This window comes from Streptomyces sp. NBC_01288, assembly GCF_035982055.1.
Classification (GTDB): domain Bacteria; phylum Actinomycetota; class Actinomycetes; order Streptomycetales; family Streptomycetaceae; genus Streptomyces.
Genome location: NZ_CP108427.1, coordinates 9,367,580 through 9,381,418, shown reverse-complemented (window position 1 = coordinate 9,381,418; position 13,839 = coordinate 9,367,580). Strand labels below are relative to the sequence as shown.

The 13,839-nt window shown below is 70.9% G+C and carries 11 protein-coding genes; 6 read left to right on the top strand and 5 right to left on the bottom strand.

Going from position 1 to position 13,839, the window contains the following annotated elements; genetic code table 11:
* The first annotated feature begins 68 nt into the window (after positions 1–68).
* The gene (locus tag OG194_RS42130) at positions 69–2,504 is read left to right on the top strand and encodes a right-handed parallel beta-helix repeat-containing protein (protein ID WP_327405978.1); all 2,436 of its coding nucleotides are present in this window, start codon (positions 69–71) and stop codon (positions 2,502–2,504) included.
* On the opposite strand, the gene OG194_RS42125 is transcribed toward OG194_RS42130, so the two are convergent.
* Positions 2,474–4,816: a hypothetical protein gene (locus OG194_RS42125; protein WP_327405977.1), complete on the bottom strand. Its 2,343-nt coding sequence runs from the start codon at positions 4,814–4,816 to the stop codon at positions 2,474–2,476. The two genes, OG194_RS42130 and OG194_RS42125, sit on opposite strands and share 31 nt — an antisense overlap.
* A 289-nt stretch (positions 4,817–5,105) precedes the next feature.
* On the opposite strand from OG194_RS42125, the gene OG194_RS42120 reads away from it, so the two are divergent.
* Both OG194_RS42120 and OG194_RS42115 read left to right on the top strand, forming a co-directional pair.
* The gene (locus OG194_RS42120) at positions 5,106–5,933 is read left to right on the top strand and encodes a DeoR/GlpR family DNA-binding transcription regulator (protein WP_327405976.1); all 828 of its coding nucleotides are present in this window, start codon (positions 5,106–5,108) and stop codon (positions 5,931–5,933) included.
* Positions 5,934–6,004: 71 nt separating this feature from the next.
* Positions 6,005–6,475, top strand: a complete 471-nt coding sequence (locus OG194_RS42115; RefSeq protein WP_327405975.1) for an SRPBCC family protein — start codon at positions 6,005–6,007, stop codon at positions 6,473–6,475.
* Between the two features lie 125 nt (positions 6,476–6,600).
* Here the strand turns inward: OG194_RS42115 and OG194_RS42110 are convergent, their stop codons facing one another.
* Positions 6,601–7,725, bottom strand: a complete 1,125-nt coding sequence (locus OG194_RS42110) for a PLP-dependent cysteine synthase family protein (RefSeq protein ID WP_327405974.1) — start codon at positions 7,723–7,725, stop codon at positions 6,601–6,603.
* 363 nt (positions 7,726–8,088) lie between these two features.
* Between OG194_RS42110 and OG194_RS42105 the strand changes: the two genes are divergently transcribed.
* Both OG194_RS42105 and OG194_RS42100 read left to right on the top strand, forming a co-directional pair.
* Complete coding sequence (locus OG194_RS42105; protein ID WP_019058105.1) at positions 8,089–8,412, top strand: hypothetical protein; 324 nt, start codon at positions 8,089–8,091, stop codon at positions 8,410–8,412.
* Positions 8,413–8,730: 318 nt separating this feature from the next.
* Complete coding sequence (locus OG194_RS42100) at positions 8,731–9,276, top strand: ATP-binding protein (RefSeq protein WP_327405973.1); 546 nt, start codon at positions 8,731–8,733, stop codon at positions 9,274–9,276.
* 156 nt (positions 9,277–9,432) lie between these two features.
* On the opposite strand, the gene OG194_RS42095 is transcribed toward OG194_RS42100, so the two are convergent.
* Genes OG194_RS42095 through OG194_RS42085 form a run of 3 tightly spaced genes read right to left on the bottom strand, consistent with a single transcriptional unit; the run spans position 9,433 to position 13,048 of the window.
* Complete coding sequence (locus OG194_RS42095; RefSeq protein ID WP_327405972.1) at positions 9,433–11,994, bottom strand: ABC transporter permease; 2,562 nt, start codon at positions 11,992–11,994, stop codon at positions 9,433–9,435.
* Positions 11,991–12,743, bottom strand: a complete 753-nt coding sequence (locus OG194_RS42090) for an ABC transporter ATP-binding protein (protein ID WP_327405971.1) — start codon at positions 12,741–12,743, stop codon at positions 11,991–11,993. Before OG194_RS42090 ends, OG194_RS42095 begins: the two co-directional genes overlap by 4 nt.
* A complete protein-coding gene (locus OG194_RS42085; protein WP_327405970.1) occupies positions 12,740–13,048 on the bottom strand; it encodes an SHOCT domain-containing protein in 309 nt (102 codons plus the stop codon). The genes OG194_RS42090 and OG194_RS42085 overlap by 4 nt, the downstream gene beginning before the upstream one ends.
* Positions 13,049–13,271: 223 nt before the next feature.
* On the opposite strand from OG194_RS42085, the gene OG194_RS42080 reads away from it, so the two are divergent.
* Positions 13,272–13,838, top strand: a complete 567-nt coding sequence (locus tag OG194_RS42080) for a TetR/AcrR family transcriptional regulator (protein WP_327405969.1) — start codon at positions 13,272–13,274, stop codon at positions 13,836–13,838.
* The last annotated feature ends 1 nt before the right edge of the window (position 13,839 follow it).

The following is a 13,839-nucleotide window of genomic DNA, read 5'->3' as shown; positions in this document are numbered from 1 at the left end:
CGCTACGGTGGACCGGCGAAGGCTTCGGCATCAACCCGCGTACCACGAGGTGGGAGCACAGCAGCGCCATGGCACAGGGCACGGTCCAGGTGACGCACACCGGTACATCGAGGTGGCGGCGCCGCACAGGTGAGTACGTGTCGCTCGCCGCCGCCCTGGAGGCCGCGGCCGAGGGCGACGTACTGACCGTCGCTCCCGGCACCTACCGGGAGAACCTCGTCGTGCAGCGGTCGGTGACCCTGCGCGGCCCCGAGGGTTCGCCCGGCTCGGTGCGCATCGCGCCCCTGGACGGCGTGCCGTTGACCGTCCGCGCCTCCGCGATCGTCCAGGACCTGCATGTCGAGGGCCAGGACTCGGCCGCGCCCGCGCTCCTTGTCGAGGACGGCGCCCCGGAGTTGACGGACCTTCGGATCGTCACGCGCTCCGCGTCCGGCATCGAGGTCCGCGGCGGCGCCCGCCCCACCGTGCGGCGCTGCACGGTCGACAACCCGGCCGGCATCGGGATCGCCGTACTCGACGGCGGTGGCGGGGTGTTCGAGGAGTGCGAGGTCGTCTCCGCCGGCCAGGCGGGCGTCGCGGTCCGCGGCGGCGGCCACCCGCGACTGGAGCGCTGCCGTATCCACCACGCGTCGGGGGTGGGCCTGTCGGCGACGGGCGAGAACTCCGCGCTGGAGGCGGTGGGTTGCGAGGTCTACGAGACGCGGGGCAGCGGCGTCCAGATCACCGGCCGGGCCACCGCACACCTCACCGACTGCGATGTGCACCGTACGACCGCGGACGGCGTCACGCTCGACACCGACGCGGTTCTGACGCTGGCCGACTGCCGCATCCACGACATCCCGGAGAACGCGGTGGACCTGCGCTCCCGTTCGGTCCTGACGCTGACCCGGACGACGGTGCGTCAGTTCGGGCGCAACGGACTCTCGGTGTGGGACCCGGGCACGCGCGTGGACGCCAACCAGTGCGAGATCTTCGACAGCACCGGCGACTACCCGGCGGTGTGGGTCAGCGACGGCGCGACCGCGGTCCTCGACTCGTGCCGCGTGCACGACGTACCGGACGCGCTGTTCGTGCTGGACCGCGGCTCGCGCGCGGATGTCGTCGACAGCGACATCTCCCAGGTGCGCAACACGGCCGTGTCGGTGAGCGACGGCGCGACCGCGCAGCTCGACGACTGCCGGATCAGGGACGCGGCCACGGGCGCGTGGTTCCGCGACCACGGCAGCGGCGGCACGCTCAACAACTGCACCGTGGACGCCACCCAGACCGGCGTGATCGTCACCAAGGGCGCCGACCCCACCATCGAGCGCTGCACGGTCGACTCCCCCGCCGAGGCGGGCTTCTACGTCTCCGCGGGCGGCCGGGGCACCTTCCTGGGCTGCCGCGTGACGGGCAGCGGCGGCTACGGCTTCCACGTGATCGACGGCTGTCGTACGACGCTCAAGAAGTGCCGTACGGAGCGGTGTGCGCGCGGCGGTTACGAGTTCGCGGACGCCGGCCCTGACGCGGCGCCCGGCACGGGACCCGTCGTAGAGGACTGCACCAGCGACGAGAGCGGCCTGAAGCCGCCCACCACGCACGAGACGGCCGTGGAGACGGCGAGCCAGTCGACCAGCGTGCTGGGCGCGATCCCGCCTCAGCGCACGGCCGAGCAGGACCCGCTGATCCCCGCGACGGACCCGGAGAAGGAGTCCCGCTCCTCCAAGGACGTCCTCGGTGAACTCGACGCGCTGGTCGGCCTGGACAGCGTCAAGCGCGAGGTGCGCGCCCTCACCGACATGATCGAGGTGGGCCGCCGCCGCCAGCAGGCCGGCCTCAAGGCGGCCTCCGTCAAACGGCACTTGGTCTTCACCGGCTCCCCCGGCACCGGCAAGACGACAGTGGCTCGGCTCTACGGCGAGATCCTCGCCTCCCTCGGAGTCCTGGAGAAGGGCCACCTCGTCGAGGTGTCCCGCGTCGACCTGGTCGGCGAGCACATCGGCTCCACCGCGATCCGCACCCAGGAGGCCTTCGACAAGGCGCGCGGCGGAGTCCTGTTCATCGACGAGGCGTACGCCCTCTCTCCGGAGGACTCGGGACGCGACTTCGGTAAAGAAGCCATCGACACGCTCGTGAAGCTGATGGAGGACCACCGGGACGCGGTGGTGGTGATCGTCGCGGGCTACACGGCGGAGATGGAGCGGTTCCTGTCGATCAACCCCGGTGTGGCGTCCCGTTTCTCACGGACCATCACCTTCAGCGACTACAACCCCGAGGAGCTGCTCAGGATCGTCGAGCAGCAGGCCGAGGAGCACGAGTACCGGCTGGCCGAGGGCGCGTCCGAGGGGCTGACGAAGTACTTCACGGCGATCCCCAAGGGCGCCGCGTTCGGTAACGGCCGTACCGCGCGGCAGACCTTCGAGGCGATGGTGGAGCGGCACGCGAGCCGGGTCGCCCAGTTCGAGGAGCCGAGCACTGACGACCTGACCCTGCTCTACGCGGAGGACCTGCCCGAGCTGCCCTGAGGCGGCACCTCGGGCCGTAGCCGGGCCAGCAGCCACTCGCGTTCCTCCGCGAACGCCGGGTCGGCCTGGTAGTCGGAGTGTCCGAGGATCGGCGCGGGCAGCGGATGCCGTGCCGTACGGCCGTACTCCAGCGGGTCCTTGAGGGGTGGTTCGTGGTCGACCTCGGGGCCGCAGTCGCCGGACACGCGCACCGGGCCGCCGATGGGGTCGGTGAGCCGGTACAGATTGCGCCAGCAGTCGACCTCGCGGTGCAGCCGGGTCAGCGCGGCCGGTCCGAAGTGGGCCGGGAACCAGCGGCCGTAGAGGCGCTCCAGGGGTGAGCCGTAGGTGAGCAGGGCTACGCGTCTGCGCTGGGCGGGCTTGAGCTGCCAGGCCGCCGCGGCCGCGAGGACGCTGCCCTGGGAGTGGCCGGAGATGACGAGGCGGCCGCCGGTGGCGCGGGTCCAGGTGGCCATCCGCCAGGTCAGGTCGGGGACCGCGCGCTCGGCGTAGCAGGGCGGGGCGAAGGGGTGGGCGGCGCGCGGCCAGAAGGTGCCGACGTCCCACAGGATGCCGATCGTGCGCCGCGCGGAGGCGTCCTTGTAGGCGCGCCTGCCCCAGGTGACGAAGAGTATGAAGCCGAGCCCGATCAGCCAGGAGCCGAGTCCCTGCGAGGTCTGTGCGGCACCGTGCACGAAGGCGTGGCCCTCCTCCCCGGCCCGTTCCGGTGTCCTGTCGGTGGTGAAGGCACCCACCAGCGCTCCGGCGCCCAGGAGCAGGGTCGCGGTGGAGATGACGGCGACAAGGAGAGGGCCGCGGTCGGTGAGCGCGGCCATCGCGCGCGTGCTCGCGATCCGGGCGGTGCGCGGCCGGTCCTTCCGCGCGTCCGGATAGTCGAGCGCCACAGCGGCCAGTTCGCTACGGCGCAGCCGCCAGGTCCGGTGGCCGATTCCGGCGCAGAGGGCGAGGACGACGACGAGCAGCGTCGGGATCACCGAGGCCTGCCAGGTGAGCAGAACGGGCGGGCCCGCGATGGACGTCCCGGTGCCGTCCAGCCAGTCGGAGACCCGCTGGGAGACCCCGCCGGACATCACGCCGCCCAGGGCGCAGGCCAGCATCGCGACGGCCGGTCCGCCGAGGCCCCGCATCGCGGAGCGCGGGTCGGGGTGGGTGCGGTGCAGGAGGTGGGCGACCACCGCGAGGGCGATCACCAACAGGCCCTGGACGAGGGCGATTCCACCGAAGGCGGTGTCTCCGGGCAACCGCCCCGACGACTGCCACCCCGGGCGCGCCCAGCCGGCGTAGAGGAGGGCGAGGGCGAGCAGCAGGAGCGCGCCGAGCGGCAGACGTCGGACGAGACGGCGGTCGAGGGCCTGGTCTAGGCGGTTCTCGCTGCGGCCCCGGCGGCACACTACGTAGACCACGACAAACGCGAGGCCGGCGAGTGCGGTCTCCAGGAGTGCGCCGAGGCGGGCCAGTGGGTCGGAGCCGTCGGGTCCGCGGTCGAAGCGGGCCGCCGAGACGGTGACGGCCGCGGCGACCGTGAGCAGGCCGGCCGCCGTGTGGGCGGCGCGCAGGCGGGCGACCAGGCGGCGGCCGTACCAGAAGCCGGGGCGGCTCAGGGAACTACGGTCGGTCTCGTCGTCCGGCTCGGGTCGGCGGTTCATCGGCTGCTGGGACTCGTACTCGCTCCAGGTGCGACGGGAGAGGTACCAGAGGAGGACTGTGAGCGCGGTCGGCACCAGGGCGGCGAGCGCGAGGCGGCGGCCGGGGCGGCTCCACCAGCTGTCGTGCGACATCGGGGGCGACAGGAAGCCCAGCCAGGTGTGCCGTTCGGCGCACGCGCGCGTGCCGGCGCACTGCCAGGCGGCGAGGTCGAGGGCGACCTCGCAGGCGGCCGCGACGAGCAGCACGGTCAGGGTCAGTCCCGCGAGCCGCACGAGGAGGCCGTAGAAACGGACCGTCCGTTTCCGGTCGCGGGCGGTGGGGCGCATCCAGTGGGCGAGGTTGACGACCATGAACGGCAGGAGCAGCAGCCACAGGGCGCGGGTGCCGTTGCCCGAGGTGAGGTTGCACCAGACGTAGGCCTCACGGATCGGTCCGGTGCGCTGGTCGGCGGGCCGGGATTCGGCGTCCACGTCGGCGGCGCGCCGGAAGACGGCGGCCGTGTCGTCGCCGGTGATCCGTACCGTGCGTGGATCGCCGAGCATCTCCTCGGGTGTGGTGCCGCCGACTCCGTGGACCAGGAGTTCCAGGGCGGGTTCGGTCTGATCGGGCCGTCCGGCGAGGCTCTTCGGCTCGCTCGTGACGGCGTGTTCCTGTACACGCTCCACTGTTCGCACATCCCCCGTGACGCACTGTCTGTCTGTGTCCGTGTGCACTCCAGGATCGTCCTTTCCGGCGCGTCGCACACGTCCCGTCACCGAATCTCCCCGATCCGCGTGACACGCGAGCGACGGATGATGACCGAATGACATGTGCGCGTCGGGACAGGCGGTGGCGCGGTGCTTGCGGGGGCGTGCGAGGATTGGGGCGTCAGCGCACCGCCGCCGGGGAAAATGTCCTGGTCGGGACGGGCGCGCGGGCAGTCTGACGGGTTGCGGCGAAAGGACCGGGGCGTACGTGAGTGAGAATCAGAACCTCCTCGCGGAGCAGCGGCGCGCCCTGATCCTCGACGAGGTCCGGCGCCGCGGTGGCGTCCGCGTCAACGAACTGACCCGCAAGCTCGGCGTGTCGGACATGACCGTCCGCCGCGATCTCGACGCGCTGGCTCGCCAGGGCGTCCTGGAGAAGGTGCACGGCGGAGCGGTCCCGGTCGTCGAGGCGAGCACGCACGAGCCGGGCTTCGAGGCGAAGTCGGGCCTGGAGCTGACCGCCAAGGAGGACATCGCGCGGGCGGCGGCGGAGTTGGTGGCTCCGGGTACGGCGATCGCGCTCTCGGGCGGTACGACGACGTACGCGCTCGCGCATCACCTCCTTGAGGTCCCCGACCTCACCGTGGTCACCAACTCGGTGCGGGTGGCTGACGTGTTCCACGCGGCGCAGCGGACGTCGGGGCAGCGGCAGGGCGCGGCGACGGTCGTGCTGACCGGTGGAGTGCGCACTCCCTCCGACTCGTTGGTGGGGCCGGTGGCCGATCAGGCGATCGCGGCGCTCCACTTCGACATGCTGTTCCTCGGTGTGCACGGCATATCGATCGAGGCCGGCCTGTCGACGCCGAACCTCGCGGAGGCCGAGACCAACCGGCGGCTCGTGCAGTCTGCGCGGCGGGTCGTGGTCGTCGCCGACCACACCAAGTGGGGGACGGTGGGGCTGAGTTCGTTCGCCGCGCTGGAGCAGGTCGACACGTTGGTGACGGACGCGGGGTTGCCTGTCGAGGCGCGCGCCGACATCTCTGAGCATCTGCGGCTCGTGGTCGCGGGCGAAGGCGTTGACGGGGCAGACATCTGACAGGGTGTCAGCTATCGTAACATCGCCCCAATCCGGTCAACTTCCCTTACCTGTCAAGGGGGTTCGCGAACATGGCCAACCAACTGCGGCCCGTCGGGCTCGACTTCATCGACACCGCTCCCGTGCGGCTGGTCTTCGCGCAGGAGATGGCGGCAGCGCCGGAAGCGGTCTTTCATGCCCTGAACGACGATGTGCCGGGGTGGGCGGAATGGTTCTCGGCCGTCACGAGTGCGCGGTCCGTCGACGACGGGGCGGGGCGGGATGTTCGGCTCAGGGGTGGCGGGTACTTTCGCGAGACGGTGATCGCGGCGAAGTCCGCGGAGGTGTACGCGTATCGGGTTGACGTCACCAACGCGGTGGGTGCCCGTGCGATGGCTGAGGAGTGGCGGCTGAGTCCTGCGGGGAGTGGGACTCGCGTTCAGTGGACGTTCGCTGTGGAGGGGACGGCGGTGTTCAAGGGAGCCGTGCGAGTGGCCAAGCCTGGGTTGGGGCGGGCGTTCAGAGGTGCGGTGACGGAGTTGGACCGGCGGTTGGCCCGCTAGGGGTTGCTCGGGAGTATGTCGTCCGCGGCGGCGTGGGGGCTGGTCGCGCAGTTCCCCGCGCCCCTAAAAAAGGGCGCTGACCAACCGGCGCTCATCCAGCGCAAGTTGGCCGTACTCCCGTCAACTCAGCTTGGCCATACTCCCGTTGCCAGGAGCGAGGTGATCGCCTTGCTGTATGGGGTGATGTCCAGGCCCTGTTCCGACAGCCACGCGTCCGAGTAGTACTTGTCCAGGTAGCGGTCGCCCGGGTCGCACAACAGGGTTACCACGCTGCCCTGTTGGCCGGTCGCGACCATCTCGGCGATGATTTTGAGGGCGCTCCACAGGCCGGTGCCGGTGGAGCCGCCCGCCTTGCGGCCGATGGCTTGTTCCAGGGCTCTCACGGCGGCGACGCTGGCCGCGTCCGGGACCTTCATCATGCGGTCGATGGCGCCGGGGACGAAGCTCGGTTCCATACGGGGGCGGCCGATGCCCTCGATGCGGGAGCCGCAGTCGCGGGTGACGTCCGGATCGCCGGTGGTCCAGCCCTCGAAGAAACAGGAGTTCTCCGGGTCGGCGACACAGACGCGGGTGTCGTGCTGCATGTAGTGGACGTAGCGCGCGAGGGTCGCCGAGGTACCACCCGTGCCGGCCGTCGCGACGATCCACGCGGGCTCCGGAAAACGCTCCAACTCCAGCTGGCGGAAGATGGATTCGGCGATGTTGTTGTTGCCGCGCCAGTCCGTGGCCCGCTCCGCGTAGGTGAACTGGTCCATGTAGTGGCCGCCGGTCTCCACCGCGAGGGTGGCCGACTCCTCGTACATCTTGCGCGGGTCGTCCACGAAGTGGCACTGCCCGCCGTGGAATTCGATCAGGCGGATCTTCTCGGCACTGGTCGTGCGCGGCATGACCGCGATGAAGGGGACCCCGACCAGTTTGGCGAAGTACGCCTCGGAGACGGCCGTGGAACCGCTGGACGCCTCGATCACCGGGCGGGCGGGCCGGATCCAGCCGTTGCAGAGGCCGTAGAGGAAGAGGGAGCGGGCGAGGCGGTGTTTGAGGCTGCCTGTGGGGTGGGTCGACTCGTCCTTCAGGTACAGGTCGATGCCCCAGCGCTCCGGGAGCGGGAAGCGGAGGAGGTGGGTGTCCGCCGAGCGGTTGGCGTCGGCCTGGACCTTGCGAACGGCTTCTTTCAGCCAGCTCCGGTAGGCGGCGTCGCTGCGGTCGACGTCGAGGGTGGCACCGGTCAGGGCCTGTGGGGTGGTGCTCACGGCGGGGCTCCTTACGCATTGCGCCGACGGCGCCTCGCGCGGCCGACACCTCGATCATAAGCACCTTCCGCACGCTTCTCACCTGCATAAACATGCCTTTGGGCGACTCAAAGGCGGCCCTGGGGACAGGGCTTCGGCGGGCTTGAGACGCGCTTGCGACGGGTTTGCCACGACTTTGCGACGGGCTGCCGACGGGGCTCGGGGGCGCACTCGCGCGAGTGCTCCGGATACTCACCGTGACCGCACCGTGCGTACTGGTGCTCGACGGCCGAGGCGGGCAGACTGCACCGGAGCGGGACGAACGTCCTGAACGGGGGCGCACACTGGATCACCAGATGTCCTGGACCAAGGGGGCGGGGAAGCATGGCGGAGCCGGAGTTCACGGCCACGGGCGTGCGGATCGGGAAGCGGCTGCGTTCGCTCACCCGGGCCGGACAGGTCCGGATCAATGACGGCAGGCTTGAGTTGCTGACCAGTTACGGCAGCGAGATCGACAGCGCGCCGGTGCAGGCGGTGCGTGCGTCGAAGCCCTGGTTCGCTCCTGAGGATCGGGCGCTGGCCGACCTCAACGGCAACAGGTATCTGTTGACCCTCGGCGAACACGACCCCGCGCCCGGGCAGCCGGGCCCGCCCGCGGCACGCCGGTTCATCGAGGCCGTGCGCAAGGCGGCGGGGCGGGGCGGCTGAACCGCGCGGCGGATTCTCCGTGCGGCCGACCATCCGTGCGGTGGAGTGGCCGGTGCGCGTGATGGAGCGACCGGTCCGTGCCGTGGAGTGGCTCATCCGGGTCGTGGAGCGGCTGTTCCGCGCCATTGAAGAGGAGTTGCCGGCCGCGAGTTGCGGGACCGCGGCCCCTGAGTCACTCTGGTCTCACGTCACTCTGGGTTTACCGGCGATAACGCTGCGAACCAGCCCGCCGGACACAACAGCAGGCGGCCGTTCTCCGACCACCTCGCTGGATCCGAACTCCGTGTTCTTCCGGACCTCAGTCGGGGAGTCGCAGCCGTGATCAGTCACCCAAGCAGGCACTGCGCGGTGGAGCTCCAAGCCCTGCCGTCGCGGATCGGCCAGGTCCGCAGAATCGTATCTGCGCAATTGCGCTACTGGCATCTGGATCCTCTGATAGACCGGGCCGCGCTCGGTGTCACAGAGCTCCTCACCAACGTCCACCGGCACGCCCAGCCCGACAAGACGTGCATCGTCGAGATCGAGCTGCTGCTGGACCAGCTCATGGTCTCGGTGCGCGACCACGATCCCCGGCTTCCGGTGGTCGGGGACATCGACGAGGTCTCTCCTACGGCCACTTGTGGGCGCGGGCTCGCGATGGTCGCGGCGGTGAGCGAGAACTGGGGTGTGCGGCCGGACGGTGAGTCCGGGAAGGTCGTGTGGTTCACGCTGACCGCACCGACGCCCGCGACCGCTACGCCGGCTCGTCCCCCGCGCCGTGCGGCCGCGGAGAAGTCCGCGCACCGGTTCGTCACCGAGGTCGAGCATCCGGTCGACGCCCACCGGCCCCAACACGCTCCCGCCCGGTCCGCCGTTGCCGGTTGATCGGGCGGTGATTCGTTACGGGTTGAGGGGGGCGGCTGTCGGTGGCTGGGAGCCCGTGTCGAGAGCCCCACCGCGCTCGGCACTTCGTGCCTCCGCGCGCCGGGGCTCTCACCGTTTGTGCGGGTGGACGCCGTGAGCTGCTCCACCGATGTCGGATCACTCGGTGGCGATCGCCCGGAGTACGTCCAACCGGGCTGCCCGGCGTGCCGGGCGCAGGCCCGCGAGGGCACCCGCTGCTACGCCCACCAGGGCCACCACCACGAGTTGGACCGGTGGGAGCGCGAAGGCGAACGCGCTGTCGCTCGCGCCGTCCGAGGCCTTGACCAGGACCCAGCCCAGGAAGGCGCCCAGGGCGAGGCCGCCCAGCGTGCCGAAAGCGGCGACCAGGACCGACTCCCAGCGGACCATCGCCCGGAGTTGGGAACGGGTCTGGCCCACTGCCCTCAACAGGCCCAGTTCGCGGGTGCGTTCGTGGATCGCCAGGGTCAGGGTGTTGGCGATGCCCAGCAGCGCGATCAGGACCGCCAGGGCGAGCAGCGCGTAGACGAGGGTCAGCATCATGTCGATGCCGCCCGCCGAGGACTGCGCGTATTCGTGGCGGGTCTGGACCTGCGGGTTGCCGTAGTGGGACGCGACCTTCTCGACCGCCGCCTTGCCCTCGGCCGTGCTCACGCCGTTCTTGAAGGAGACGGCGAGCAACGTGTCGGCGTCCTGGGTGCGGTGCGGGGCCCAGGCGGCGCGGGTGATGACGTAGTCGCCGGCGAGTTCGGACTCGCCGTAGACCGCGCGGACCGTGAAGGTCTCCTTCTTGCCGTCGGTGAAGGCGAGTCGGGCCTTGCTGCCGGTGGTCAGGTGTTGGCGGTCGGCCTCCGTCCTGGTGATGGCGATGCCGTCGGTGCCGAGGGTGCTCAGGGAGCCGTGGACCGTGCCCAGGTCGAAGGTGCGGGCCAGGGCGGTGGGGTCCGTGACGGTCAACGCCCGTCCCTTGCCGTCCACTTCGGCCACTCCTCGGCCCAGTCCCACGGCCGTGTCCACCTCGGGCAGCTTGCCGACGGCTCCGGCGAGTCGGGGGCTCAGGCCGCTGCCGCCCGCGCCGAAGGAGGGGGTGCTGACGGCCACGTCACCGGCGAAGGACCGGGACACCGTCTGGTCCATCGTCGCCTTCAACGAGGCGCCGAACACGGTGAACAGGGACACCACGGCCACCCCGATCATCAGTGCGCTCGCGGTGGCGGCCGTACGGCGGGGGCTGCGCAGGGCGTTGCGTCGGGCCAGTCCTCCGGTGACGCCGCGCAGGCGGTCGAGGGGGCTGCCCAGGACGCGTACCGCCGTGGAGGACGCGACCGGGCCGAGGACCACGAAGGCGACCAGGGCCAGTACCGCCCCAAGTCCCGCCAGCAGCAAGGACGGTGAGATCAGCACTCCGGTGAGGGTGGCCCCCATCGCGAAGGCGGCGAGGGCCGTTCCGGTCACCGCTCGGACGCGGGACGCGCCCGACTGGTCCACGGCCGTCTCGCGCAGCGCCGCGAGAGGTGCGGTGCGGCCCGCTCGTACCGCCGGCATGAGTGCCGAGCCGAGACAGACGACGATGCCGACCGCGAGGGGCAGGACCATGGAGAGCGTTCGGATCACCAAGTCGCCCTCGGGGAACGGGAATCCGATCGCCGGGAACAGCATCTTCAGTCCGGCCGCGATGCCGATGCCGCCCGCGAGTCCCGCGGCCGACGCGGTCACGGCGACGACGCTCGCCTCGGTCACGGTGGCTGCGGTGACCTGGCGGCGGGAGGCTCCGAGGGCCCTCAACAGGGCGTTCTCGCGGGTGCGTTGGGCGATGACGATCGCGAACGTGTTGTGGATGGAGAAGGTCGCGACCAGGAGGGCGATGCCGGAGAACACCAGGAGGAACGTGGTGAAGATGGTGAGGAACTGGGACGAGACCATGTCCGTGTTCTCCTGCGCCGACTTCTGACCCGTGATCGCCTCAACCCCTTTGGGGAGTACGGGAGTCAGGCGGTCGACCAGTGCCTGCTGGCTGACGCCCGGGCCGGCTCGTACCTGGATGGTCGCCGCCTCGCCCGGCTTCGCGGTGAGGTACTTCTCGGCGTCGGACTGGGTCATGCCGGTGAACGTCACCTGCGCCATGCCGTCCTCGCCGCCGAAGGTCGCGAGGCCGACGATCGTCACCTTGACGGGGTCGGGCGTGCGCAGGGTCGTCGTGTCGCCGATCTTCAGGTGGCCCTTGTCGGCGGCACCCCGGTTGACGACAACCTCGCCCGGCCTGGCCGGAGTTCGGCCATCCGCGAGGCGGTAGGGGTTGAGTTCCGGGTCGGTGATCCAGTTGCCTGCGAGGGTGGGCGGGCCCTTGCCGCCGATGGCCTCGCCGTTGGCGCCGACGAGTTGGCCCGCGCCCTGGATGCTGGGGGCGGCGGCCGCGACGCCGGGGACTCGGTCGATGGTCTTCACCAGGGCCGTGCTCACCGGTTGCCGAACACCCTGGCTCTCGCCGGGTGTTGTGATGGCGTCGGCGCTGCGGACCACCGCGTCCGTGCCGCTGGTCGCGTCGCCGAACATGGTGTCGAAGTTGGCGCGCAGGGTGTCGCCCATGACGAGGGTCCCGGCGAGGAAGGCGACCCCGAGGAACACGGCGAGGAACGTACCGGCGAAGCGCCTTTTGTGGGCCCTCAGGGAGGACATGCTCAGGCGTACGGACGCGTTCATGACCTCACGTCCTCGAAGGCCTTCAGGCGGTCCAGCACCTTCTCCGCCGTGGGGTCCTGCATCCGGTCCACGAGGCGGCCGTCCGCGAGGAAGACGACCTCGTCCGCGTGGGCGGCGGCCACCGGGTCGTGGGTCACCATCACGACCGTGCGGTCCGTCTGCTGCACCGCGCGGCGGAGCAGGCCGAGGACCTCGCCGCCGGAGCGCGAGTCGAGGTTGCCGGTCGGCTCGTCGGCGAAGACGACCTCCGGCCGGCCCGCGAACGCCCGTGCCACGGCGACGCGTTGCTGCTGGCCGCCGGAGAGTTCCGAGGGGCGGTGGTGGAGCCGGTCGCGCAGGCCGACGACATCGACGAGCGCGTCGATCCACTCCTGGTCACCCCTGGTTCCGGAGAGGTCCAGGGGGAGGGTGATGTTCTCGGCGACGGTCAGTGTCGGGATCAGGTTGAAGGCCTGGAAGACGAAGCCGACGCGGTCGCGGCGGAGGAGGGTCAGGCGCCGGTCGTCGAGGGAGCCGAGTTCCGTGTCGCCGATGTACGCGGCGCCCGAGCTGAGCGTGTCGAGTCCGGCCGCGCAGTGCATCAGGGTGGACTTGCCGGAGCCCGAGGGGCCCATGATCGCGGTGAAGCGGCCGGCCGGGAAGTCGACGCTCACCCCGTCCAGGGCGCGTACGGCGGTGTCGCCGACGCCGTACACCTTGACGGCGTCGACGACCCGCGCGGCCGTACGGGTGGTGGTCGCGGTGCTCATGCCGCGCCGCCTCCCTTGCCGGTGCGGCCGAACTGCTCGTCCAGGACGGACAGGCGGCGCCAGTACTCGTCCTCGTCGATCTCGCCGGAGGCGAAGCGGCGGCCGAGGACGGCGAGCGGGGAGTCGCCGGTGGGACGGGTGTCGGCCATCGCGCGCCACGGACCACCGCGCCCGATCCCCCGACCGCGCCAGACGGTGCGGCGCAGGACGGTCACCACGCCGACCACCACGGCCGCCCAGATCAGCGGGAGGAACAGGATCCACGGGCCGGGGCCGCCGCCGTTCCAGTTCGCCAGAGTCTGCATGTCGATTCATCTCCAAGAGGTCCGGAGCCCCGGAGGGGGCTTCCTGTGAATCCGGTGATGTCCGGTGATGTATCGAGACTGGCTCCGGAAGGGGGTCCGGGTCGTCGTACGGCCAGCGGCACTGTGCGTACCTCCCGGGGAGTACACGGGGTCGTTCCGGCTGCTCCCGGCGCCCGTCGATCACCTCTCGACTTCTGTACCTACTAGTATGTACAGTCCAGTCATGAGCACTCCGGAGCGACTGATCGAGTCCACCCGCGAACTGTTGTGGGAGCGCGGCTACGTCGGCACCAGCCCCAAGGCGATCCTGGAGCGCGCGGGCGCCGGGCAGGGCAGCATGTACCACCACTTCAAGGGCAAGCCGGAGCTGGCGCTGGCCGCGATCCGGCGGACTGCCGAGGAGTTGCTGGCCACCGCCGAGGGAGTACTCGACGGGCCCGGCACGCCGTACGAGCGGATCGAGGCGTATCTGCGGCGCGAGCGCGATGTGTTGCGCGGGTGTCCGGTCGGGCGGCTGACGATGGATCCTGATGTGATCGCCAGCGCCGAGCTGCGGGAACCGGTCGACGCGACGCTCGACGCGATCCGTGAGCGGCTCGCCGGAATCGTCGAAGAGGGCAAGGAGCAGGGGCAGTTCGGGCCGGAGCTGGACGGCGAGGAGATCGCCTCCACCGTCCTCGCGACCGTGCAGGGCGGGTATGTGCTCGCCCGCGCCTCCGGGTCGCCGGCCGCCTTCGACGCCGGTGTCCGGGGACTGCTCTCCCTTCTCTCGCCCATGTCCTCCCGATAGG